Consider the following 23528-nt stretch of genomic DNA (forward strand, 5'->3'; position numbering starts at 1 on the left):
GCTTGTCGTCTGGCTTGTCGTGCGCCTTGTCGCTTGTCTTGTCTTGTCGCTTGTCGCCTTGCAGGTCGCAAGCCGTTTTCGGCTCGCACAGGCCCGTGTGGAGGGCCTCTCGGGCGCGGCGGGTGACAGGCGACAAGCCGCGAGCGGATCAGGTGCAGCGGCGGTGGACGTAACGGGTTTTTGTGCCCTCTCCGACACGGACCGCCTCACCGCTCTCGGCCCACTCCTTGAGCCAGCCGGCAACCGTCTGCCGAGTGGTCCCATGCTCCTCGGCCAGGGCCCGCGAGATCGCGGAGGCACCGGTCCCCTCGGCCCCGGCGCCCATCAGGATCTGGAGCGCCGCCTGTCGCGCGGCGTTGTTCTCGGGCCGCAGCGCGGACAGGTTCAGCCCCGGCCCGGCCGGACGCTCCGAGACGGGCTGAGGGTCGGGGGCGGTGCCGAACTGGGCGTCGATCTGCTCCATGAACGCCCGCACGGTGGCGTCCTCGTCGGCGGCGGGTGCGGGTTGCTGGTCGCGGAGTGCGGAGAGGTTCAGCCCGCCACCGCTGGGAGCAGCGGACTGTGAGGCCGGGCCGGCGGAACCGGTCGTGAGGGTGTGGTCGCGCATCCACTGGGTGCGGGTGGGGTCCCACCGGGTGGCGTACGGGGTGCCGGCGGCCTTGGCGGACGGGCCGTCGAGGGTGGGGTGGATGCCGGCGGTCGCGTTGACGATGTCGCGGATCTGGTCGGGGAGGATTCGCCACGACTTGAACAGGGCCGCTTCGCTCTCGGGGGTGCCCATGAATCCGGAGCCCTTGTAGGGGGCCTGCTCGGGGCGCAGTCCGCGGGAGCCGGGGAACTGCTTGCCCAGGTCCATGCCCTCCTTCTCCCCACCGGTCAGCGCGACGCGGATCTTGGCTTCCCGTCGGAGCATGAGGTTGCCGAGCACGCTGCTGGTCGCGCCCAAGGCGGTGAGGACGGTGCGGATGCCCATGGCGCGGGCGATCCGGATGACTTCCAGGATCAGGGCGGCGATCTTCTTCAACTGGTGGTCGGTGCTGGACAGGATCTCCGCGCCCTCGTCGACGACCAGCATGATCTGCGGGATCTGCGCGCTGATCGGCAGAAGATCGGTGTTGGCCTGCGTCATCAGGTCCTGGTAGGCGGTCTTGCGGTGCTTCGCGATCCTCACCAGGGCGTTCAGCATCAGCAGCGCCTCTTCGTGCGAGGCGGCCAGCCAGTCGATGCCGGGCCGCACTCCGTCCAGCGGGGCGCCGTTGGCGTCGAATGCGGGACGGACCCAGGGCAGGCCGGCTGATCCTGCGTTGAGGTCGATGACGCAGGTGAGTACGTCCTCGGCGCGGGCGAACCCGGCCAGGATCGTGTGGACCATGTTCGTCTTGCCCGACCCGGTCGGTCCGACGACCAGGGCGCACTGCTCGCGCAGGTACGCGCGGATCTCGTCGGCGTTGGTGCGCAGGCCCCAGGGGATGCCGGTGTGGATGGACAGTCGGCTGTAGTCGGAGGGGTAGACCACTTCCTGCTCCAGGACGTTCTTGGTGGTGACGTCGATGAGGACGCGGCCTTGGTCGATGCCGGGGCCGGCGGTGGCGGTGCAGCCGTGCGGGAGCCGGGCATCGGCGCTGAGCTTGGCCGCTTCCTGTGCGATCCGCCCGTACGTCGTGCCACCGGGCGGGAGTTCGGCGTCGATGGTGTAGCCGGTTCCGGTCGGCCACATCTCCACCGCTAGCACCCGCAGCGTGATCCCGCAGACCCGTTGGATGCGGTCGACCCATTCCGCGGCGATCGTGCGGCGCTCGGCAGAGAGTTCGGCCGCCACCTGCCGGTCCGCCGCTTCCAGGGCTTCCAGCTCGCGGGCTTCTTCGTGGAGGAGGGTGGTGTGGGCGGTGGTGCCGATCCCGACGCCGATCACGGCCAGCGAGCCGAGCGCGGTCCAGGTCAGGGGCCCGGTGGTCATGGCCCATGTCGTCCATCCGGCACCGACCAGCCACGTTGCGGAGCGCAGCGCGATGGTGCGGGCGGACAGCCGGTCGCGCAGGGAGCGGACGGTGTGGCCGATCGCGCCGGCCGCGCCCGCGGTCAGAACCCAGCCCGGCGGCATCCCCGTGGCGGCGCCCGTGGCGGCAAGGGCGAACGCTCCGGTGGTGGCGGACAGGGCGCCGGTCACGGGTCCGTGACCAGCAGCCCAGTCCCACACCGGACCACCCGCATCCTTCTTGTTTTTGGTGGTGGTGTTGGTGGTCATGATCAGACGTTCCAGCCCTTCTCGGCCTGGGGACCGTTGCGGGGGTCCTCGTGACGGGCGATGTCGTGCGCGTGGACCTGACGGAACAGCTGCCCCAGGTCGGCGGACGTGTCGACGGCCCGCATCAGCGCCCCGTAGATCTCGTCGAAGGCGCCGGCGATGTCCTTCTCCAGCGGGAACTCGCTGTCGGAGCGCTCCGCGAGGATGCGGAAGGTGTTCGCGACCGAGGTCAGGGCGTAGGGGAGGTTCTCGACCATGGAGAGGATCTCCATGCTGTTCTCGGGCTCGTAGTTGCGGGCCGCGTTCTCCATCTCGGCCGCGGCCTCTTCAAAGCGGAATCCGGACATGCTGACAACCTCCACAGGCGTGGTGTCGGGCTGTGCGGGGAGCAGGTGGGCGGGGCGCTGGGCCGTGTCACCGATCTCCGGGGCATCACCGGAGGCGTCGTCGAGGGCCTTCTCCTCGGCGGCCAGACGCTCGCGTATGGCGGCGTCCCGGTGGGCTTTGCGTTCCTCGGCGGTGCGCATCATGTGCCGGTAGAAGCGGCGTCCGGGGTGCTGCAGCCAGGCCCAGCCGAGTTTCCGGCCGAGCGGTGTGGTCAGCATCCCGAGCACACCGAGCGGGCCGGCGAGCAGCGCGGCGAGCACGCGGCGGCCCTGTTTGCGCAGTGCCGAGCGGCGCAGTGCCTGGCGGGCGGCCTTGCGGACACGGGCCTTGCGGATTCGGTCGCGGCTGGACTCCAGCCGGCGGGCCGTCCGCGCATCCCGCCCGGCCCGCGCCTTGCGGACTGCGGCATCACGCAGGGCACGGGCCTTGCCCGCAGCCGCCTTCCCGGCCCGGCTGATCAGCCCCGCCCGGCCCCTGCCGGTGGTGCCGGCGGCATGGGCGCCGCGGCGGGCATCAGCCACCGAGCGCCGCGCCTGAGCCGTGCCCGTGCGGGCCGCGTGACGGGTCGGAGACTGGCGACGGGCTGCATCCCGCAGGCCCCTGACATGCCCGACACGACCGCCGGCCGAAGCGCCGCCCGCACTTGCGCCACCCTGGCGACCGGACGAACCACCCTTCCCCAGCGACGGCTTGGCGCCCTTGGCGCCGCTCAGGGGGCGTGATGCTGCTCCGGTGGAGCGCGACGCCGTGGCGCGGCCCTGCGACGGGACACTCCGGCGAGAGCTGCCCCCGCGGCCGATGCCGCCGTTGCGCAGCCCGCCGAAGCCCCGGTGGCCGCCGGACTTGCCGATGCCTGCCGAGTGGTGCGTGCGACGGGTCTTGGTGCGGATTTTCCTGCGGTGTCGTACGGCGGCCGCGGTGCCGATGGCGGCGGCGCCGGCAGCGGCCACGGCCACACCGACCGGACCGCCGGCCAGCGCGGACGCGGCGACCACCGAGACGGTGGAGTTGACCCCGGTCACCGCGAGCGGGACCACCGGCCACCCACCCGCGGTGTGCCGCACACCCGCCTCGGCGGTCGGGGCCGGTGTGGTGGTGGGCGATGTGCCGGTGGGCGGGGGCTTTTCGGGCGGGGCAGCAGCGGGGGCTACTACCGGTTCTGTACTGACGTCCGTCATGCTGAGCGCACTCCCTTGCGGAGTAGGAGGGCCCGGCCGGATCTGTCCAGGAGCGGGCCGGGCCCTGCGTTGATGTGCAGCACGTACGTGGAACGGGTCCCCGGGTCAGGCCGCGGCGAGTGCGAGGGCGGCGAGGACCAGGGCCAGGATGTGCGCGGTCTGATCGACGTGCGCGGCACCCCCGTTGGCGGCCCAGGAGGCTTGGCCGGTGCGGGTCATCCACCACTGCACCGGCCACCGCCGGTCGATGAACGCGTGGCTACCGCCGATCCACCCCAATGCCACCAGGACGACCGGGAGGGAGCGGATCACGTCGTCCAGGACGGCCGCGCCCAGGGCGAGCGCGGCTCCGCAGGTGGCGATGTGGGTGGCAGCGTGGGTGAGGTTGGCGGCCCAGCCGGTCGCGCACCGGTCGGCCTTGTGGGCGGCCTGGTGGTCGGTCTGCAACGGGTAGTCCGCCAGCAGATGACCGAGGTAGAGCAGGACGAACAGCGAAGCGAACACAACAGCCCCCGGCGTCAGGCGCGGTAGGCGTTGCTGATGGCCCCGCCGCAGGGGAGGTGCACCCATCGTGCGGTGGCCACGATCTGCCCGTGGTCGAACGCCAGCGGCCCCGGGGCGTCCAGAGGAACCCACCGGACGGCGGCGGCGTCGTCACCGGCTCGGGCGGTCGTCTCGTCGGGGACGGTGACCACGTAGGCGGCGGTGATGTACCGGCCGCGGGGATCGCGGTCCGGGGCGTCCCACACCCCGACCAGCATCAGGTCTGCGGCATCGACCTGAACGCCGGTCTCCTCCAGCAGTTCGCGGGCGGCAGCGGTACGGGAGGTCTCGCCGGGATCAACATGACCACCAGGCAGAGCGAGCATGCCCTTGTGCGGGTCCCAGCCCCGCTCGATGACCAGCACGTCGCCACCACGGACGCAGACCACGTCGGCGGTGTAGCGGACGGTCTCGAAGCTCTCCGTGTGGTCCGGCCCGGTCTGCGCGTCGGCCAGCTCGGAGGCCGCGGCGGCGATGGCGAGCTGGGCAAGGATCTCGGCCCTGCGAAAGTCGTCGGGCCGGATGGCCCCGTAGGTGATCCGGTCCTTCATGACGATCGCTTCGGCGGCGGCGCGGTACTCGGCGGCGTTCATGAGGTGGTGTCCTCTCGGTTCAGCGGAAGGTCGTGGCAGGTCACACACATGCCGAGCGAGACCGGGATGCAGTACCCGGCGTCCAGGCGGCAGGCGGGGCAGATCCGGCGGGCCCGCATCGCTGCGGCGAGCGCGGCACGGCGGCCCGGTGTCATCGGGCGGACCGGGCGGGCGCGGTCGACGCGGTAGAGGTAGGCGACCAGCGGCTCTCGCCGGCGGCGCGGCCGGTGGAGTTCGGCAACGACGTCCTGACCGCCCGGCCGCAGCCCCAGCGCTCGGAGCTGACGGCGGGTGGCCAGCCCGTCCGGGGCGAGTCGCCACCGGTAGGTGGGCAGGCCGCTCATGCTGTCGCGGTGCTGAAGGGCAGCGGCTGAACCCGCCAGGTGACTTCACAGGCCGGGGGCATGGCGGCCCCCGGGGTGTGGGTGGTCCAGCCGGAGCGCGGGGCGCCCTCGGCCTCAGCGGCGGTCTCCGCCGCTTCCACGGTCGGGTGGATGCTGTGGAGACGGCCGTGGTGGAACAGGACGTAGACCCGCTCGGCCCGGCTGTTCTGCTTGCGGGTGACGCGCAGCAGGGTGCGCAGGGCCTGGCGGTCCTCGGTGTCCAGCAGGGACTGTGCTCGCAGGGCATGCAGCTCGCCTTCGAGCCGGGCCGCATCCGTGGTGGCGCGGGTGAGCGCGGCCCGCAGTTCCTCCACCGTGGTCCCGGCTCGGATCGCCGCGTCAGTGGCGAGGTCCCGTTCCAGCTCGTACTGCTCGCCCTTCGCACGGGCGGCCCTGGCGTCCGCTTCAATCCTGGAGGCCTCGGTGCGCAGGGCGTCGAGGGTGCGGGTGCGGATCAGGGTGATCATGCGGAAGCTCCCTCAAGGTCCGGGACGGTGGCGGTGGTGTCGCGGTGTTCCTGGTAGCGGGCGGTCACCCAGCCGGTGGACCAGCCACACAGTTCGGCGGCCTGCCGGATGGGCAGCCCGGCATCGCACGCGGCCCGGACTGTGGCCCGCGCCAACGGCTCCTCCTGCCTCTTCTCGGCAGGCCCCGCGGACAGCAGCGCCTGGCGTTCATGCTCGGCCTGCTGCTGTTCACGCTCACGCTCGCGGCGTTCACGAGCCTCCCGTTCCCGGGCTTCCAGCTCGCGGCGCTGGGCGGCTTCGCGTTCAAGGCGTTCACGCTCGGCCTGCTGCTGTTCACGCTCACGTTCACGGCGTTCACGGGCGTCCCGCTCGGACCGCTCCCGGTCCTCGGCCCGCTCACGCTCCTCGCGCCGCTCGGCCTCTTCCCGGACGGTCTGTTCACGGGACAACCGGGCTTCGTGCTCGCGCTGTTCACGGGCCTCGGTGGTCGCGTGCTCGCGGGCCTCGCGCTCCCGCTGCTCGGCCGCCTCCCGCTTCCTTGCCGCGGCCTCTTCCTGCTCCTGTTGCTCGGCCTTCTGCCGGGCCTGATGAGCGTTCTGCGCGGCAGCGATGGCGCGGCGGTAGGCGAGTCCGGTCTCTGCGGTGACGATCAGCAGCAGCGGTGCGACCGCGTGGACAGCGGCCCCGACCAGGTCCTTCTTCAGCGCGGAGTCCGCGATGTTGAGGGCGAGAGTCATGCAGCCGGTCATCCACCGCAGGACGACCGGCCACCTGCCGCCGTGCCCGCCCAGGCGAGCGAGGACGGAGTCGAGGCGGACCACGATGACGACCGCCGCATCCACCACCAGAGGAAGGATGGGAGCGGTCCAGTCCCACCGGTCCGCCGTGTGCTTGGCCATCAGCGGGGTCACGGTCAGGATTGAGTAGAGCATCGCCCCGCCCACGATCAGCCACGTCCCGGTCGACAAGGCGCGCTCTGCTGAACGGATCTGAACACCGTTCACGGCTGACCCCCGTCCCGTGAACACACCTGGATCGTGGCCAGCAGCCGGACCGGCGACGTGTCATCTTCGTGGGTCTCGCTGTACTCGATCCACTCCCACTCGGCACCGTCGGTGACCACGAAGCCGAGCGCGGTGAGCGCCCGTGAACGCTCCTCCACCGTCGGGACTGTGGGGCCGGGGCCGAAGTCGTGCTCAGGCCACTGGAAGACCAGACCGCCCAGCAGCACCACATACAGGCGCCACCGCCCGGCCCAGTTGGACATCTGCGCGGTGTACTCCTTCACGCGGCCACCGCCGAACCGGCCGCGTAGCCGTTCACCGGGCGGCGGACCGTGCGGCGCGGGCGCCGGCTGGACGGGCGCGGCTGCTTCAGCGGCAGCGTCCGCATCAGGGACTCGGCATACGCGGCGGTCTCCGGGTCGCTCTCGCGGAGCTCCGCGAGGACCTCGTGAGCGACGTCCAGCCGGGCCGCCCGCTCCATCTGCGACTCGGTCGGCGTGCCGGTGAACAGCTCCAGGTCGATGCCCAGGGCCAGCTCGATGAACTCGGTCGCGGTAACGGGCTCGCGACCAGCAACGATGTTCTTCATGGGTCGTTTTCTCCTTGAACGGTGGGGCGGCCCGAAGCACCCCCGGAGCGCCTACTCCGGGGGTGCGGCCGTTGTGGGGTGGATCAGGGGCGGGACAGGACGCCGGCCGTTGCGGCGGTCAGGGCCTCGGCCGCGGATACGGCCGACTCCCGGAACGACGCCAACGCCCGCTCGTTCACAGCGCCCCGCATGGCGTACGCGGCACGAACCGCCGCTTCGATCTCGATGCGGAGCGTCGGCAGGAGCACCGTCAGGGCGATCTGCGGGGCGGTGACGGCGGACCGGGTGACGTGGCTGGCCTCGCGGGCGGCAGCGACATCGGCCGGCGCCGCACCGGACAGGCGCAGATCCTCGCGCACCCACATCGCTCGGCGGTGATCCGCGAGCGCGGTACTCAGCTCGGACAAGGCGGTCAGGGCTCGGTCGCGCAGCGCCTGGCGACGCTGGGACCGGGCTACGTAGTACTGCTGGACACCGACGACACCGGCACCCAGCAAGGTGCCGATGACCGCGACAACCGCGGCAGCGATCTCCATAACTCCCCCTTCTGTGGCCGGACTCTCCGGCTCCCCTCAGCCCCGCCCGTACAGCGCCGCAGGAAGCGGTCTGGACGGGCGGAGGAGGCAACCGGCCGCGTGAGCGGCAGATCAGGCGATGACGCGAGGGGCTTACCGGTCCGGCCGGTCCAGCACGGACGGCGCCCACATACTTCGCTGGCTCACGGGTGTTCCTCTCGGGTGTTCGGATCAGAGCAATCACTGCAAGGGGGATCTCGTCCCCACTCGCCGGCCGTTGCTCGCGGTCGCCGGGCCACCTCGCCAGTCGGGCCGAAGCCCATTGCGTCCTACCTGGCCTTTAGCGGGATTGCAGCGTCCCCGCCCTCTGCACATGCAGCACCTCTCGCCGGACCGAAATCCGATGAGGTACATGTAGCACCTGTTCCTCATCATGCGGAGAAGGGTTCGCGGCGTCAAGCCCATTCACTCTTCGGGGTTGCCGCGCCTGTCCGTCGATGTGCCTTCAGCTTGGCCGCTGCGGTCGAGACGTTGGACTCCGTACCTGTACGGCTGGTGCACGACTTGGCTACGGTGAAGTCGTCCCAAGTCGTCCCACCGAGGGGAGAGCGCGGCATGGCGAACGAGCGGCTGCGCGGCGCGATCACCAAGAGCGGCTTATCGCTCGATCAAGTCGCAGAACAGCTAGGCGTGTCGGCCAAGACGGTCGAACGCTGGGTCAATGAGCCGAGACGGCAGCCGTACCACCGCTTCAAGTACGCGGCAGCCTCGCTACTGCGGTGCGAGATGTCCTACCTGTGGCCGGACGAGCGCACATCAGCGCAGGTAACAGAGGCTGGGAATGCTGAGCTGATCAAGCTCTACCCCCACCGTTCCGTGGTACCGAACCGCCTGTGGCGGCAGCTCTACGCCCGAGCCTCACGGCACTTCGACCTACTCGTCTACTCGGGCTTCTGGCTCACCGAGGACGCGGCATTCCACCAGATCGTCAAGGAAAAGTCGGCTGCTGGCGCCCGCATCCGGTTCATGCTCGGGGACCCCGAGTCCGCGGCCGTCGCTGTGCGCGGCGAGGATGAGGGAATCGGGGGTGCGATGGGCAGCAAGATTCGCAACGCGCTGGTCAACTACGCCTCGCTGTTCCAGCTCCCAGGGGTGGAGTTCCGACTCCACTCCACCACGCTCTACAACTCGATCTACCGAGCCGATGCCGAGATGCTCGCCAACGGCCACCTGTACGGCGTAGGCGCGTACATGGCGCCGGTGTTGCACATCCAACGCGTGCCCGGGGGTGAGCTGTTCGACTCGTACGCCGAAAGCGTTGAACGGGTCTGGGAGACTGCGCGGCCCATCTCCTCGCCCACTGACCTAGGAGCTCCAGACACATGAGCCGAGTCGACTACTTCCGTGACCCCAACTCCCCTGCGGCCAACTCAGTGGTGCCCTCAGTCACGGCCGCCGTGCTCGATGCCGCGGGCAGGCTGCTGGTCATTCACAAGACAGACAACGATCTGTGGGCATTGCCCGGGGGCGGCCACGACATCGGCGAGCGCATCGCTGACACGGCCGTGCGCGAGGTCGACGAGGAGACCGGAATCAAGGTCGAGGTAGACGGCATTGTCGGGCTGTACACCGACCCGGAGCACGTGCTCGCGTACACCGATGGCGAGGTGCGGCAGCAGTTCTCTATCTGCTTCCGGGCCCACCCAGTAGGCGGAGACCTCCGCACGAGCAGTGAATCCAGGGAGGTCCGCTGGGTGGACCCGGCGGACCTCGCTGAACTCAACATCCACCCATCTATGCGCCTGCGGATCCAGCACGCCCTGGACGAGTCACGCAATGAGCCCTACATCGGCTGAGTGCCGGCCGAGACAAGGGCCATCCGGCCTTCCACCCGCTCCGTGGCGGCGTAGATCTCCGGCGCCGCCCGCTGGATGAAGCGACCAACGACCGTGTCCGGCCCGTACCGCTGCACGATCTCTTCCAGTCGGGCCGCCGGCGTCGTGTGCCCGCCATCCGGGGTAGTGGTCATGTCCGACACGATGAGTGCATCGACCAGCTCGGGCTGCTCCAGGTCGAATTCGGTCTCCAGCTCATGTCTCAGCCCCCGCTCCTCAGCCTCCAGTAGCGCGCAGGAGTGATGCGCCACGAGCCGGACGACCCGCTCGTCGGCTCCCTCCTGGTCTCGGAGGAACCGGGCCCCGTCGAGCGGGTGGAAGCCAGTGGTGGCAATGGAGGGGGAGTAGCCGACATCGTGCAGAACGGCGGCGGCTTCCAGCAGCTCAGCGTCACTACCGAGGATCGGGCTCAAGGCACGCGCCCGCTTGGCAACACCGAGGGAGTGCTTCCAGCGCCGCGGCAGAGGTTCGGCCAGCATTGATTCCGAGAGCGAGTACGCCCAATCAGTGAGCCCCATGGATGGCAAGGCTATGACTCCTCTTCGGTGGTTGGAAGGGCGAGCACAGTGCGCCCCCTGCCGTGCACGGTGGCAAGCAGGCCGGCGCCAGCCATCTGCGCCAGGGCGTGGCGTACGGCAGTCCGGGACACGCCGAAGCGCTCACAGAGATCTGCCTCTGACGGGTAACTGTCACCCACAGCGAGGGAGTCAGCCGTGATGAGGGAGGTCAAAAGCTCCACAAGCGGCGGGATGGGAGCCCGGGACACGCGCCAGCCCGCCCCCGGCACGGACGCGATCAGCCTCTCGGACTCCAGCGTCTTGAGCGCGCGACGGATGGTGTTACGGGAGACGTCGTGAGCCTGCATCAGAGCGGCCTCTGACGGGAGGGTGCCGCCGTTGAGCTTCCCCTGCTCGATCTCCTTCCGCAGCGCATCAGCGATGAGCAGATAGGTTCCGCGCGGACTGGCCTCGTGCACGGCACCTCCTTCCACGAACTTCGGTTGCTGCCAGGGTCGCACGCGAGCGCGCGAGACCGAGTGCTAGGTGTACGGATCTGAGCTGGCTCTGTGTAGGTGCTTGTGGGCCCCGTACGGGCCAGTGTTCGTGTAGAGAGCCCTGCGTTGAAGAGGAGAGCGGGTCAGGCGGAAATGACTGCCAGATATCGAACGCTTCTCAAGCCGTCACGCTACCGGCGCGGTGCACTTCCTCCGCTTCGTCAAGGCGCCGCGCGGCGCGCTCCGCGGGGCGGCCTCTGCCGCCGCCCAACTGCCCTCGGCCAGGCGGCGGCACACCGAGCGGGACACAAGATCCAGGGAGACGGCCGGCACGGAATGGGTATGTCCGACGGCTCAGACACGCCGGATGACTACTGTGGCCAGCCAGGCGCCACTAGAGACCAACGCTCGAAGGGCACGGCTCCATAGCGACTCCCGCACAGAGTCGATCCGCCCACCCCAGCCGCTGGGGTTGGGACTAATTTTCGCGATCAGTCCCCCCAGAGAAGCGAGCGAAGCTAATCTTCTAACCGTGACGATCTCCATCCTTAGTAGGCGAATCCTATGGTGCAACAGTGGCGGGCGTTGCGCTATCTGCCGTTCAGAGTTGGTTATACCTAGCAATTCAGGAAAAGACGATCCAGCCGTCGTCGCAGAGGAAGCGCACATTGTAGCCCAGTCCCCTCTAGGACCACGGGGGGATCGCGATTACACAGGCGATCTAGATCACCACGGAAATCTAGTCCTGCTCTGTCGAATTCATCACAAGATGATCGACGATCAGGTTAACGAATGGACTGTGAGTAAGCTCAAGACAACGAAAAGGGAGCATGAAGCCTGGGTGGCGGCGCGACTACGTGAGTCACCCGAGAGGGTCAAGCTAATCCCAGACCCCGACGCCCCGAACCCGTCCGACATTCGCTACGATTTGATCCTTTCAGGTAGCGACCTATGGAGAATTCTACAGAATGCAAGCTCATGGCGATTTAGTTACTCCGAAGAGGGACCGGAGGAAGAAGTTGACGAAATCGTCGAAATACTCGACGCCCTAAGCGACTGGGCCGACATTTCCTCTGAAATAACGAGCCTTAAGCACCAGCGTTCTACAGCTCAAACCATCGGGGAACTGATCAACAGAGCGGCAGAGCTAGGGTACGTGATATACGCTCGAGAACTTCGCCTTTTGCTTACAGGCGGAATACGCCCTGATCCTTCACAGTGGACGCAAGCCGAAGTATTTGTTCCCCGAGCCACTTTGCTGTTCGACCAGCTTGCAGAGCACCTGCCACACGGCTCCGACTCAGAGAATGACCCTCTGAATGAGTGACTGATGCGCAATATTTTCGACAAGCCATCGATGAGCGGATTCTTTGAAGTTGTTAGGACCGCTGGATTGAGCTCCCATATTTGCCAGAAATGAGACCTACCCCTGTGAATGATCCTCAGTCACTCGCGAGACCTATCCGGAGCACAGCTACCCCGGATAAGGATCCAGCCCGCCCGCTCCCCCTGGCATGGGAAACATACTCGGACAAGGCCCTTTCTGACTGGTACAGCCTTCTGAGTACAGAACCAGAAGAGGAGGAGGTTCAGCGCTTTCTTGAGCTGCATCCTTCGATGATTCCTGGCGGTAGCGGCGATATAGGCCCGGGCGGACACCATGGTTCGGACATGGGGGCGGTGTTCCGAAGGCCAAGGCTGATCGGTAGCGGTCGAATGTTTGAGCCTGACTTCATGTGGATCACAAGGTCCTCTGGCCTCGTCACACCAATCCTTATCGAGATCGAGAAGCCTCTAAAGCGGTGGTTTAAGAAGGATGGCAGACCGACCAGCGATTTCACGGAAGCCCGCGATCAACTTAATGATTGGCGTTCATGGTTTGCCCGCGAAGGCAACCAAGCAAGCTTTCGCGAGACGTTTTTGTTCCTCAACGACAAATATAAGAATCGACCACTGGAGCCGCAATACGTATTGATTTACGGTCGCGAGTCAGAATTCGACCCCGGACATGGGCACGCGTACCCAGACGAGTTGCGTTACAAGCGAGACCAGCAACGCGCCAGAGATGAAACGTTCATGACGTTCGACTCGCTACGCCCACGCTACGATCACCGCAATTCGATGACGCTGACCATGACGTCCTACGGACCCAAGATTCACGCGTTTTCTCCAATGTACGGGACAAGTTCTTTTGTTGGAGAAGGAGCACTTATCCTGGATGACCCGCTACCCGCCCTCTCTCGATCAGTCATGATGCCAGACGAACGGCGCGCATACCTGGCCAAGCGATGGGATTACTGGAAGGAAGAGGAACGCAAAAATAATGCCGACCCTAACGGCATGCATTTCCGCCAGTCAGGGATCGAGTGAGTGCGCGGCGCCGTAGTGACTTCACCTGAAGATTCACAAATTGGAGATAGGATGCCCATCAGTGTGCGCACTTTCGCAAGCGGGAGACCGCATGTCTACTACTCAGCAAATCCCGGAAAAAAGTCCTTGGAGGTGATGCTTCCCTACTCAAAATCGAATAGAAGTTACCTTCAATATCTTCGTAACCCTGATCGCATAACACGCGTTGATTACGACCGGAACACGCAACGATGGACCCTGCCTGTTTCGCAATATGCTTTGCTCCGATCAGAGCTGCTTCGGAAGTACGGCACGGTCGACGTAACGATATCGGGAGCTACTCTCGAGAAATGCACTCCGATGTGCGCGAACGCCAACCCAGGCACATCTGACAAGTGCGAGTGCGTATGTTTGGGGACCAACCACGGCCAGTCGGAGGCTGGCTATAAGTCAGTAGCCGACTACTTGTTGGTTAGTTCCACGAGATTTTCCCAAACTGTCAGATTGACGCTACAAGGCGCTGGTTAGTAAACGTGTCCGACAGTGTGAAGCGTAAGGGGGCTTGAGCGCGCTCTGCGGGCCACAGAATGGCTGCGTGGCAAGCCCCAGGCCAACAGAGAGGAGGCGAGCAGATCCCGACTGCTTCCTCGGCCGAACTCCTCAAGCGAATGTTGCCTCGTCTGGCCCATGACCGAGTCAGAAGGCCGCGCCGGGAGCGAGGGAGACAGCCAAACGGTTGGCGTCATAGGCCACTTGAGTCTGCGATCGCATCCCGAAGGAAGAGGTGGTGACGGAACTTCTGACGGCAACGTTCGTGGACCAGATGTCATCCGGCCCGAGCCGGCCGCTGCGCGAGGGCTATTGCGGTGCTCAAAGCGGATGACGACCCCTGGGGCAGTTGGGGTACGGCTATGGGCGAGCGCTACCGCGCGGGACAGCCCTTAGGCCGACTGCCTCAGCAGCGGCCAGATCGGCGAGAAGGCGGAATGAGGCCTTCCGGTGAATACGCGGGGACGAAGGGGGCTCGCAACCCACAATCCAGCATCGTTGCGCTGGTCAGAGCCCCAAACTCGGCGGAGAGAAGCACTCTCTTCTAAGCGCTTGGCCGCAGGTTCGAGTCCTGCCGGGGGCGCATCTCAGCCCAGCCGATGTCGGGCCCTCCCTCGGGAGGGCCTTTTTGCTGGCCGAAGGGACGCTAGCGAGCCCGGCGTAGTGACGGCGTAAGGCTGTTCGCGAGGCCGGGCGCGCGACTGACGCACGGATTCGGCGTCCGGGTGGGGTCGCGGGCGCGAGCACTGACAGCGGGGTCGCGAGCACTGACATTAGTTCGTATGCAGAGCTAAAATGGAGCGGTGAAGGCGAGTGAACTCTCCGACGAGCTCGCCGGACTCCTGCCTCGTATCCAGCGGCTCGCCCGGCGCAGACTGTGGAGCGGCGTGTCCGCTCCCCGGATGCGCGGGGCGCACGCCGAGCTGTTGCGGCTGGTGGTCACCGAGCCCGGCGTGCGCGTCTCGTCGGCCGCACGGAGCCTCTCCCTGGCGGCCAACTCGGTGAGCACGCTGGTGAACCACCTGGCCGCGGAGGGGCTGCTGCGGCGGGAGAAGGACCCCGGGGACGGGCGCGTGGCGCTGCTGTACCCCACGCCCGCCGGGGTGGAGAAGCTGTATGAGTGGCACGCCCGCCGGGCGGCGCTCTTCCGCCGGCACCTGGCCGGGCTCGACGCCGACGACCGCGCGGCACTCGCCGCCGCCCTTCCGGCCCTGCACAGACTCGCCGCGTCCATGCGTGAGGGGGATGAGACCGCGTGACCACACACACCGCGCCCGCTGTCCGCTGCACCGGCCTGACCTACAGTTTCGGCAGCTCGAAGGCCGTCGACGGACTGGACCTGCTGGTCCGGCCCGGAGAGGTGTTCGGGCTCCTCGGGCCGAACGGCGCGGGCAAGACCACCACCATGCGCGCCATCACCACCCTGCTGCCCGTCCCGGCCGGGGCCGTCGAGGTGTTCGGCCATGACGCCGCCCGGGAGCAGATGGCGGTGCGACGCCTGCTCGGCTACGTACCGCAGCAGTTGTCGGCCGACGCCGGGCTCACCGGCCTGGAGAACGTCCAGCTCTTCGCCAGGGTGTACGACGTGCCCCGCCGCGAGCGCGCGGCCCGGGTCGCCCAGGCGCTGGACGCCGTCGGCCTCGGCGATGTCGCGGGGCGGCTCGCCGCCACGTACTCCGGCGGCATGGTGCGCCGCCTCGAACTGGCCCAGGCCCTGGTCAGCGCCCCCCGCCTGCTGATCCTGGACGAGCCGACGATCGGCCTGGACCCGATCGCCCGGGACAGCGTCTGGGACCGGATCAACGAGATCCGGACCGGCACCGGGATGACCGTACTGGTGACCACGCACTCCATGGACGAGGCCGACCGCCGCTGCGACCGGCTCGCCCTGATGCACCTCGGCAGGCTCCGCGCGCTCGGCACCCCCGTCGAGCTGAAGGGCGAACTGGTCGCCCACCGCCGGGAATCCGGCGAACCCGCCACCCCGCCGCCGTCCCTGGAGGACGTCTTCCGGTACCACTCCGGAAGCGGACTGGACGACCCCGGGTCCGAGGCGGAGAAGGGAGCGTTCAACGATGTCCGCCGTACCCGCCGCACCGCGACCCGGCGCGGCTGAGCCCGATCCGCGCTTCGCCCTGCTGCTCACCCCGCCACCGCCGCGCACCGGCTGGCGGGTCGTACCGGCCCGGGTCGGCGCGATGTGCGCCGTCGAACTGCAGAAGCTGATGCACGACCGGACGGAGATCTACACCCGTGCCGTCCAGCCCGCGCTGTGGCTGCTGATCTTCGGTACGACGTTCTCCCGCATCCACGCCATCCCCACCGGTGGCGTCCCCTATCTCGACTTCCTCGCGCCCGGGATCATCGCCCAGTCGGCCATGTTCATCGCGATCTTCTACGGCATCATGATCATCTGGGAGCGCGACTCCGGCGTCCTCACCAAACTCATGGTCACGCCGACCCCCCGGTCGGCCCTCGTGACCGGCAAGGCGTTCGCCGCCGGGGTGAAGGCCGTGATCCAGGCCGTCGTCGTCATCGTGATCGCCGCCCTGCTCGGCGTCGGTATGAGCTGGAACCCGCTGCACCTGCTCGGCGTGGCCGTGGTCGTCGTACTCGCCTCGGCGTTCTTCTCCTGTCTGTCGATGACGATCGCCGGGATCGTGCTCACCCGTGACCGGCTGATGGGCATCGGCCAGGCCATCACGATGCCGCTGTTCTTCGCCTCCAACGCGCTCTACCCCGTCGCCCTGATGCCCGGCTGGCTCCAGGCGGTCAGCAAGGTGAACCCGCTGAGCTACCAGGTCGACGCCCTGCGCGGCCTGCTCATCGGCACGCCGTCCCATCTCGGCCTGGACTTCGGGGTGCTGGCCTTCGCCGCCGCGGTCGGCATCGTGGCCGCCGGTTCCCTGCTCGGCCGACTCGCCCGCTGACGCCACCCCCGCTCCCGCCCCCCGGCCGCCGCACGCCCCGTGTCTCAAATCCCCGCATCCCGCACAGAGGCCGCGCCAGAGCCGGTGCGGGAGCGCGTGTTCACCCCGCATCAGTCACACAGCGGACGCGCATCGGTCCACACGTCAGCCGCGCATGTGAATCGATTCACCAAGACGGCGACCAACCGCCTCACCCAAGCGCCGCAGCGCATCCGCGACTAGGTGAACCACCGGCATCCACTTCCCCTCAACACCTCTCCCCAACCCCAGGAAATTACCGCTGCCCACCCATTGACTACGCCCGCGCACCCCGTCTAGCTTCCGAGGAGCCCGATTGAAACCTTTCACGCCGTGTGGGTCCTTACGGCCTCCCGCCGGTTCGGTCCACCGCTCAGGAGCCCCTCATGAACAAGTCCGCCAAGGGCCCGGACTCGGCCCCCGAGCCGGCCCCGGTGCTGGCGCTGAAGGGCGTGAGTAAATCCTTCGGTGCCGTACGGGCCCTGCAAGACGTGTCGCTCGAACTCTTTCCCGGTGAGGCGCACGCACTCGCCGGGGAGAACGGCGCGGGAAAGTCCACCCTGATCAAGACGCTCGCCGGGGTGCACCGCCCTGACAACGGTGTCGTACTGCTCGACGGGAAGCCCGTCGTCTTCCACGGCCCCGCCGCCGCCCGTGACGCCGGTATCGCCGTCATCTACCAGGAGCCGACGCTCTTCCCCGATCTGTCGATCGCGGAGAACATCTTCATGGGCCGCCAGCCCCGGCGTTCCCTCGGCCGGATCGACCGCAGAGCCGTGCGCGACACGACCGCGGGACTGATGCGCAGGCTCGGTGTCGATCTGGACCCCGAGCGGCCGGCCCGCGGACTGTCGATCGCCGACCAGCAGATCGTCGAGATCGCCAAGGCGCTCTCCTTCGAGGCCCGCGTCCTGATCATGGACGAGCCGACCGCCGCGCTCACCGGCAGCGAGACCGCCCGGCTGTTCTCCGTCGTACGGGCGCTGCGCGCCGAGGGTGCGGCCGTGCTGTTCATCTCGCACCGGCTGGACGAGATATTCGAGCTGTGCCAGCGCGTCACCACCCTCCGGGACGGCCGGTGGATATCGACGGAGCCGCTGGAGGGGCTCACCCAGGACGGGCTCGTCCGGCTCATGGTCGGCCGCGATCTCGAAGAGCTCTACCCGAAGCAGCACGCCGCCGTGGGGGAAGTCGCCCTCTCCGTGCGACGCCTGACCCGGGAGGGCGTCTTCCACGACGTGTCGTTCGAGGTGCGCCGGGGCGAGATCGTCGCACTCGCCGGGCTCGTCGGGGCCGGCCGTACCGAGGTGGCGCAGGCCGTCTTCGGCGTCGACCGCGCCGACGCGGGCGAGGTACGGGTGAACGGCACCGTGCTGCGCGCCGGTTCGCCCACCGCCGCGATGGCCGCCGGGCTCGCCCTCGTCCCCGAGGACCGCCGGCAGCGCGGGCTCGTCATGGAGATGTCGATCGAGCGCAACATCGGCCTCACCGGGCTCGGCCGGGTCCGCCGCCGCGGGCTGGTCAGCAGGGCCCTGGAGCACGACCGGGCCGCCGACTGGGCGCTGCGCCTCCAGCTCAAGTACAACCGGCTGGCCGACTCCGCCGGAGTCCTGTCCGGCGGCAACCAGCAGAAGGTCGTGCTGGCCAAGTGGCTGGCGACAGAACCCTGCGTACTCATCGTCGACGAGCCGACCCGGGGCATCGACGTCGGCACCAAGGCCGAGGTCCACCGGCTGCTGTCCGCACTGGCGGCCGACGGGCTCGCGGTGCTGATGATCTCCTCCGATCTGCCCGAGGTGATCGGCATGGCCGACCGGGTGCTCGTCATGCACGAGGGCCGGCTCGCAGCCGAACTCCCGCGCGCGGATGCCACCGAGGAGACCGTCATGGCGGCGGCGACCGGACTCGGCGAAAGGAACGCGGCATGACCACCACCGTCGCAAGCCCGCCGGACAGCGGCCCCAAGGCGCCGGCCCGCAGCGCGGCCTCGCTCGTGGACACCGTCTTCCGGGCCCGCGAGATCTCCATCGCCGGGGCGCTGATCCTGCTCATCCTCGGTACCTACCTGGCCAATCCGCGCTTCCTGTCCGACCAGGGCATCAAGGACCTGCTGCTCAACTCCTCCATCCTGGTGCTGCTCGCGGTCGGCCAGTCGGCCGTCGTGATCACCCGCAACATCGACCTGTCGGTCGGCTCCGTCGTCGGGCTCTCGGCCTTCGCCTGCGGCAAGTTCGTCGCCGGTACGGATCACGGTGTGCTCACCGTGATGCTGCTGGGCATCGCCATCGGGGTGGTCTGCGGACTGGTCTCCGGCGCGCTCGTCAGCTTCGGCAAGGTGCCCGCGCTCGTCGTGACGCTCGGCATGCTCTACATCATCCAGGGCGTCGACTACTGGTGGGCGCAGGGCGACCAGATCGGCGCCGCCGAGGTCCCCGACCAGATCCTCGGCCTCGGCAGCGGATCCCTGCTGGGCGTGCCGTACCTGCCGCTGATCACCGTGGTGCTGCTCGCCGCGACCGCGTACTTCCTGCGCTCCTACCGCTCGGGGCGCGAGCTCTACGCGATCGGGTCGAGCCCGGAGGCCGCGGTGCTCGCCGGGGTGCCGATCCGGCGCCGGATCCTGGCCGCGTACGCCTTCTCGGGGGCCGTCGCCGGTTTCGCCGGAACGCTGTGGCTGGCCAGGTTCGGCACGGTCGTCGCGGACAACGCGCACGGCTGGGAGCTGACCGTCGTGAGCGCCGTCGTCGTCGGCGGCGTCGCCATCACCGGCGGCACGGGCACGGTCTGGGGCGCGGCGCTGGGCGCCCTGCTGCTCACCACCATCGGCAGCGTGCTGGTGGTCCTGAAGGTCGACTCGTTCTGGCAGGGCGCCATCACCGGCGCACTGCTGCTCCTGGCCATCAGCATCGACCGAATCGTGAACCTGCGGATGACCGCCGCACTGAGGAAGAGGAGCGCCCGGCATGGCAATGGCGCCTGAGACCGAGAAGGCGGTGCCCGCCGCCCCGAAGGGGTCCGCCAGGACGAAGGGTTCGCTGCGTGGACTGGCGCTGCGCTGGGACACCGCGGTCGGGGCGCTCCTGGTGGCGGTCGTCGTCGCCGGGCTCTCCACCACCGACGGCTTCGGCTCCGGCGAGAACCTCGCGTTCGCGTTCAACGACATCGTCGAGGTCGCCCTCATCGCACTGCCGATGACCCTTCTGGTGGTCGCCGGGCAGGTCGACCTGTCGGTCGCCTCGATGCTGGGCCTGGGCAGCGCGCTGACCGGTGCGCTGTGGAACGCGGGGTGGGCGTTCGAGACGATCGTCCCGGTGGTGCTGCTGGTGGGCGTCGCCGGAGGGCTGCTCAACGGCTGGCTGGTCACCAAGGTCGGGCTGCCCTCGCTGGCCGTCACGATCGGCACGCTCGCGCTCTACCGGGGTCTGGCCTCCGTGGCGCTCGGCAGCGACGCGGTGACGGACTTCCCGCAGACGTACGCGGACTGGGCCGTCGACACCACCACGGTGCCCGGCACCTTCCTCACGTACCCCGTCCTGCTGTTCATCGTGCTCGCCGTGGTCACCGCGATCGTGCTGCACGCGACCGGACTGGGGCGTTCGCTGTTCGCGATCGGGGCGCAGGAGGAGGCCGCGTACTTCGCGGGCATCCGGGTCAAGCGGATCAAGCTGCTGCTCTTCGTCGTCACCGGGCTGTTCTCCGCCTTCGCGGGGATCGTCTTCACGCTCCGCTACGGAAGTGCCCGCGCCGACAACGGACTCGGCTTCGAGATGCTCGTCATCGCCTCCGTGCTGCTCGGCGGCATCGACTTCGACGGCGGAAAGGGCACGCTGTTCGGCGCGGTCGCCGGGGTGCTGCTCATCGGTGTCCTGAAGAACCTGCTGACCCTCAACGACATCGCCAACGAGGTGCAGGTCATCGTGACCGGTCTGCTGCTCGTGGCGTCCGTCCTCACCCCACGCGTCATCGCGGCCGTGGTCGAACGACGCCACCGGCGCGCCGCCGGTGCCCGCCCGTAACCCTTCCCGTCCCACCCTCCTCGAAAGGCACACCGCCGCCATGATGCTCCGCACCGCCGCCGGTCGTCGCGCCGTCGCCACCGCCACCGGCGCGCTCTCGCTCGCCCTCGCCCTCAGCGCCTGTTCCGGTACCACGAAGGACAGTTCCGACAAGGAGTCCACGAAGGCCGGGGCCACCGCGAAGGCCGATCCCGGCGCGGCGCTGAAGAAGGGGCTGAAGCTCGCCTTCCTGCCCAAGCAGATCAACAACCCGTACGAGAAGATCGTCGACGACGCGGGGATCGAGGCGGCCAAGGAGTTCGGCGGCACGGGCAAGGAGGTCGGCCCGTCCGACGCCAGCGCCTCCTCGCAGGTCAGCTACATCAACACGCTGATCCAGCAGCGCCAGGACGCGATCCTGGTCGCCGCCAACGACCCGAACGCGGTGTGCGGCCCGCTGAAGCAGGCCATGAAGAAGAACATCAAGGTCGTGGCGTACGACTCCGACACCGCGAAGGAGTGCCGCCAGCTCTTCATCAACCAGGCCAGCTCCGAGGAGATCGGCCGCAGCCTGGTGCAGCACCTCGGTGAGCAGATCGGCTACAAGGGCAAGATCGCGATCCTCTCGGCCACCCAGAACGCGACCAACCAGAACACCTGGATCGAGTTCATGAAGGACGAGCTGAAGCTGCCCAAGTACAAGGACATGAAGCTGGTGAAGGTGGCGTACGGGGACGACGCGGACCAGAAGTCGTTCCAGCAGACCCAGGGCCTGATGCAGGCCTACCCCGACCTGAAGGGCATCATCTCGCCGACCACGGTCGGCATCGCGGCCGCCGCCCGCTACCTGAGCGACTCCTCGTACAAGGGCAAGGTCGTGCTGAACGGCCTGGGCACGCCGAACCAGATGCGCAAGTACGTCAAGGACGACACCGTCGAGCAGTTCTCGCTGTGGAACCCGGAGGAGCTCGGCTACCTCGGCTCGTACGCCGCCGCGGCGCTGTCGTCCGGTCAGATCACCGGCGCGGAGGGCGAGAAGTTCAAGGCGGGCACGCTCGGTGAGTACACGGTCGGCAAGGACGGCGAGGTCATCCTCGGCAAGCCGACCGTCTTCGACAAGAAGAACATCGACAAGTTCAACTTCTGAGCTCCCGCCGCCACTTCACCCACCGGAGAACCTGAACCATGCAGCGTGTCTGCTTCCTGTTGAACGTACGCGAGGACCGGATCGACGCGTACCGCGAGCGCCACACCACGGTCTGGCCCGACATGCTCGCCGCGCTGTCCGCGGCGGGCTGGCACAACTACTCGCTCTTCCTGCGCGAGGACGGGCTGCTCGTCGGCTATCTGGAGACGGAGGACTTCGACGCGGCGCGCGAGGCCATGGCCGCCACCGAGGTGAACGAGCGGTGGCAGCGGGACATGGCGGACTTCTTCGTGCAGCCGGAGTCGGCGGACGACGCGATGGTGCCGCTCGTCGAGGTCTTCCACCTGGCGTGAGGCGATGCGGCGGGCCCGGATTCCCCAGGGGGTCCGGGCCCGCTGTCCGTCCGGACAAACCCGAACACCGATGTCCGTACATTCACCCCTCAGAACTTTGTTCGCCCATGCCGGAAACCGGCGTAGAATCCGGGCGAATTAATCGGGGGAGCGCCGCGGCGGGGCGGCACGCGTTACCGGGCCGAGAGGCCCGAAGGGGGAACGGTGGCACACGGAGACAAGAGGGTGCGGCTGAGACGAGCGACCTGGTGGTGCCGCGTCACCGGCACCGCGGCGCTGGTGACAGGGACCGTCACCGCGCTGAACCTGCTCTTCCCGGCCCAGGACGGCCCGCTGCTGGGCGACAGTTCGGTCCTCTACGCGGTCCTGACGGCCCTGCTGAGCGTCCTGTGGTGGGCCGGTGCGCTGCTCGCCCCGCCCCTGACCGCCCCGCCCCTGACCGCCCCGTCGCCGCCGCACGGCACCGGCTTCGTCCCGGTCCCCGCGCGGCTGCCCGGCCGCCGGATGACCCGGGCGACTCTCATGCCCTCGCTGTTCATGGCCGTGCTGCCACTCGTCGTGGTGCGCACGGCCGGTGCCCACGCCGGGCCGCTGAAGCCGGTGATGCCGCTGCTCATCGCCGTCGCCGCCCTGATCTCGCTGTTCCTGCTGCGCGGTTGGCTGAGCGGCCTCGTCGGCGGCTCCGCCCACTCCGGGCCGGCCGAGCTGCGCAGGGACGCCGCCGCCGGGGAGGTCGCGGCCCGCCGGGTGCGGGTGGGACCGGCCGTGTGGGTCGGTGAGGGTGACGGACGCTGGAGTGCGTCGCGCCGGCTGATGGTGGTGGCGCAGGACCGGCAGATCGCGCTGCGGACCGCGCAGGAGGAGAGCGCGTACTTCCCGTGGCTGGACCTGGAGTCGGCCGCTGTCCTGGAGGGCCGGGAGGGCTGGCTGTGCTGGGCGGCGGCCGGTGGCTCCTGGGGCGATCCGGTGGAGCAGATGGGCGCCGCGCTGGTCACCGATGACGGCTACGTGGTCTGGGGGTCCACCGACCGCCACGTCGCGGAAGCGGCGTACGCGCCGGAGCACTCCCACCCCACGGCACCCCGAAGCGTGCGCCGTGCTCCGCGCGCCTCCCTCTACCGCCCCGACGTGCACGGGTACGCGCTGGCCATGGCCGGGGCGACCCTCCTCGCCCTCGTCCTGGCCGAACGCGGGCTGGGGCCGGACGCGTTGTCCTGGTGCCTGGCCCTGGTCGGCGGCTTCACCGGCGTCCGCGGGGTGTACGGCTACACCCAGCGGCTCGCCGACCGCCCGGGTCCGGGCTGGGCGCCCCCGGAGTCCGGTGGGCGGCGCGGACGCCGGGGCCCCAACCTCCATGGGCAGAACACCTAAGGGCTGTCCCGTAACCCCTGGCG

The 23528-nt window shown here is 68.6% G+C and carries 25 protein-coding genes and 1 pseudogene; 14 read left to right on the plus strand and 12 right to left on the minus strand.

Annotation, left to right across the window (positions count from 1 at the left end; translation table 11 throughout):
* Window positions 1-148 precede the first annotated feature (148 nt).
* The 10 genes from OG892_RS12855 to OG892_RS12900 all read right to left on the minus strand — a co-directional run bounded on the left by OG892_RS12855 (window position 149) and on the right by OG892_RS12900 (window position 7925).
* Window positions 149-2245, minus strand: a complete 2097-nt coding sequence (locus OG892_RS12855) for a hypothetical protein (protein WP_371629192.1) — start codon at window positions 2243-2245, stop codon at window positions 149-151.
* Between the two features lie 2 nt (window positions 2246-2247).
* A complete protein-coding gene (locus tag OG892_RS12860) occupies window positions 2248-3810 on the minus strand; it encodes a hypothetical protein (RefSeq protein ID WP_371629193.1) in 1563 nt (520 codons plus the stop codon).
* Between the two features lie 105 nt (window positions 3811-3915).
* Window positions 3916-4314: a DUF3307 domain-containing protein gene (locus tag OG892_RS12865; RefSeq protein WP_371629194.1), complete on the minus strand. Its 399-nt coding sequence runs from the start codon at window positions 4312-4314 to the stop codon at window positions 3916-3918.
* A gap of 14 nt (window positions 4315-4328) precedes the next feature.
* Entirely contained in the window at window positions 4329-4808 is a 480-nt protein-coding gene (locus OG892_RS12870) for an NUDIX domain-containing protein (RefSeq protein ID WP_371631627.1), read from the minus strand.
* Between the two features lie 134 nt (window positions 4809-4942).
* Entirely contained in the window at window positions 4943-5290 is a 348-nt protein-coding gene (locus OG892_RS12875; RefSeq protein ID WP_371629195.1) for an RRQRL motif-containing zinc-binding protein, read from the minus strand.
* The gene (locus OG892_RS12880) at window positions 5287-5796 is read right to left on the minus strand and encodes a hypothetical protein (RefSeq protein ID WP_371629196.1); all 510 of its coding nucleotides are present in this window, start codon (window positions 5794-5796) and stop codon (window positions 5287-5289) included. Before OG892_RS12880 ends, OG892_RS12875 begins: the two co-directional genes overlap by 4 nt.
* The gene (locus OG892_RS12885; protein WP_371629197.1) at window positions 5793-6800 is read right to left on the minus strand and encodes a DUF2637 domain-containing protein; all 1008 of its coding nucleotides are present in this window, start codon (window positions 6798-6800) and stop codon (window positions 5793-5795) included. Before OG892_RS12885 ends, OG892_RS12880 begins: the two co-directional genes overlap by 4 nt.
* Window positions 6797-7084 carry a DUF6303 family protein gene (locus tag OG892_RS12890; RefSeq protein ID WP_371629198.1) on the minus strand — a complete coding sequence of 96 codons (288 nt, stop codon included), beginning with the start codon at window positions 7082-7084 and terminating at the stop codon, window positions 6797-6799. The genes OG892_RS12885 and OG892_RS12890 overlap by 4 nt, the downstream gene beginning before the upstream one ends.
* Window positions 7081-7389: a hypothetical protein gene (locus OG892_RS12895; RefSeq protein ID WP_371629199.1), complete on the minus strand. Its 309-nt coding sequence runs from the start codon at window positions 7387-7389 to the stop codon at window positions 7081-7083. The genes OG892_RS12890 and OG892_RS12895 overlap by 4 nt, the downstream gene beginning before the upstream one ends.
* Window positions 7390-7472: 83 nt before the next feature.
* Window positions 7473-7925, minus strand: a complete 453-nt coding sequence (locus OG892_RS12900; protein ID WP_371629200.1) for a protein kilB — start codon at window positions 7923-7925, stop codon at window positions 7473-7475.
* Between the two features lie 594 nt (window positions 7926-8519).
* Between OG892_RS12900 and OG892_RS12905 the strand changes: the two genes are divergently transcribed.
* Both OG892_RS12905 and OG892_RS12910 read left to right on the plus strand, forming a co-directional pair.
* Entirely contained in the window at window positions 8520-9290 is a 771-nt protein-coding gene (locus tag OG892_RS12905) for a helix-turn-helix domain-containing protein (RefSeq protein ID WP_371629201.1), read from the plus strand.
* Entirely contained in the window at window positions 9287-9760 is a 474-nt protein-coding gene (locus tag OG892_RS12910; RefSeq protein WP_371629202.1) for an NUDIX hydrolase, read from the plus strand. Before OG892_RS12905 ends, OG892_RS12910 begins: the two co-directional genes overlap by 4 nt.
* On the opposite strand, the gene OG892_RS12915 is transcribed toward OG892_RS12910, so the two are convergent.
* A complete protein-coding gene (locus tag OG892_RS12915; RefSeq protein ID WP_371629203.1) occupies window positions 9748-10317 on the minus strand; it encodes an HD domain-containing protein in 570 nt (189 codons plus the stop codon). The genes OG892_RS12910 and OG892_RS12915 overlap by 13 nt on opposite strands.
* An 11-nt stretch (window positions 10318-10328) precedes the next feature.
* The gene (locus OG892_RS12920; RefSeq protein WP_371629204.1) at window positions 10329-10775 is read right to left on the minus strand and encodes a GntR family transcriptional regulator; all 447 of its coding nucleotides are present in this window, start codon (window positions 10773-10775) and stop codon (window positions 10329-10331) included.
* A 385-nt stretch (window positions 10776-11160) separates the two neighbouring features.
* On the opposite strand from OG892_RS12920, the pseudogene OG892_RS12925 reads away from it, so the two are divergent.
* The 12 genes and pseudogenes from OG892_RS12925 to OG892_RS12980 all read left to right on the plus strand — a co-directional run.
* A pseudogene (locus tag OG892_RS12925) lies at window positions 11161-11562 on the plus strand (HNH endonuclease); the annotation flags it as partial.
* A complete protein-coding gene (locus OG892_RS12930; protein ID WP_371631765.1) occupies window positions 11563-12120 on the plus strand; it encodes a hypothetical protein in 558 nt (185 codons plus the stop codon).
* A gap of 104 nt (window positions 12121-12224) precedes the next feature.
* Entirely contained in the window at window positions 12225-13163 is a 939-nt protein-coding gene (locus tag OG892_RS12935) for a Shedu anti-phage system protein SduA domain-containing protein (RefSeq protein WP_371629205.1), read from the plus strand.
* Window positions 13164-14494: 1331 nt separating this feature from the next.
* Window positions 14495-14950, plus strand: a complete 456-nt coding sequence (locus tag OG892_RS12940) for a MarR family winged helix-turn-helix transcriptional regulator (RefSeq protein WP_073738970.1) — start codon at window positions 14495-14497, stop codon at window positions 14948-14950.
* Entirely contained in the window at window positions 14947-15807 is an 861-nt protein-coding gene (locus tag OG892_RS12945; protein WP_371629206.1) for an ABC transporter ATP-binding protein, read from the plus strand. Before OG892_RS12940 ends, OG892_RS12945 begins: the two co-directional genes overlap by 4 nt.
* Window positions 15767-16621: an ABC transporter permease gene (locus OG892_RS12950; RefSeq protein WP_371629207.1), complete on the plus strand. Its 855-nt coding sequence runs from the start codon at window positions 15767-15769 to the stop codon at window positions 16619-16621. Before OG892_RS12945 ends, OG892_RS12950 begins: the two co-directional genes overlap by 41 nt.
* 404 nt (window positions 16622-17025) lie before the next feature.
* The gene (locus OG892_RS12955; RefSeq protein ID WP_371629208.1) at window positions 17026-18567 is read left to right on the plus strand and encodes a sugar ABC transporter ATP-binding protein; all 1542 of its coding nucleotides are present in this window, start codon (window positions 17026-17028) and stop codon (window positions 18565-18567) included.
* On the plus strand, window positions 18564-19619 hold the full coding sequence (locus tag OG892_RS12960; protein ID WP_073738966.1) for an ABC transporter permease: 1056 nt from the start codon (window positions 18564-18566) through the stop codon (window positions 19617-19619). Before OG892_RS12955 ends, OG892_RS12960 begins: the two co-directional genes overlap by 4 nt.
* Window positions 19603-20655, plus strand: a complete 1053-nt coding sequence (locus tag OG892_RS12965; RefSeq protein ID WP_328867057.1) for an ABC transporter permease — start codon at window positions 19603-19605, stop codon at window positions 20653-20655. Before OG892_RS12960 ends, OG892_RS12965 begins: the two co-directional genes overlap by 17 nt.
* Before the next feature lie 40 nt (window positions 20656-20695).
* A complete protein-coding gene (gene rhaS / locus OG892_RS12970; RefSeq protein WP_371629209.1) occupies window positions 20696-21781 on the plus strand; it encodes a rhamnose ABC transporter substrate-binding protein in 1086 nt (361 codons plus the stop codon).
* 38 nt (window positions 21782-21819) lie between these two features.
* A complete protein-coding gene (locus tag OG892_RS12975) occupies window positions 21820-22134 on the plus strand; it encodes an L-rhamnose mutarotase (protein WP_073738963.1) in 315 nt (104 codons plus the stop codon).
* Between the two features lie 225 nt (window positions 22135-22359).
* Window positions 22360-23505: a hypothetical protein gene (locus OG892_RS12980; RefSeq protein WP_073738962.1), complete on the plus strand. Its 1146-nt coding sequence runs from the start codon at window positions 22360-22362 to the stop codon at window positions 23503-23505.
* Window positions 23506-23528 lie beyond the last annotated feature (23 nt).

The sequence above is a fragment of the Streptomyces sp. NBC_00341 genome (assembly GCF_041435055.1).
Lineage (GTDB): Bacteria > Actinomycetota > Actinomycetes > Streptomycetales > Streptomycetaceae > Streptomyces.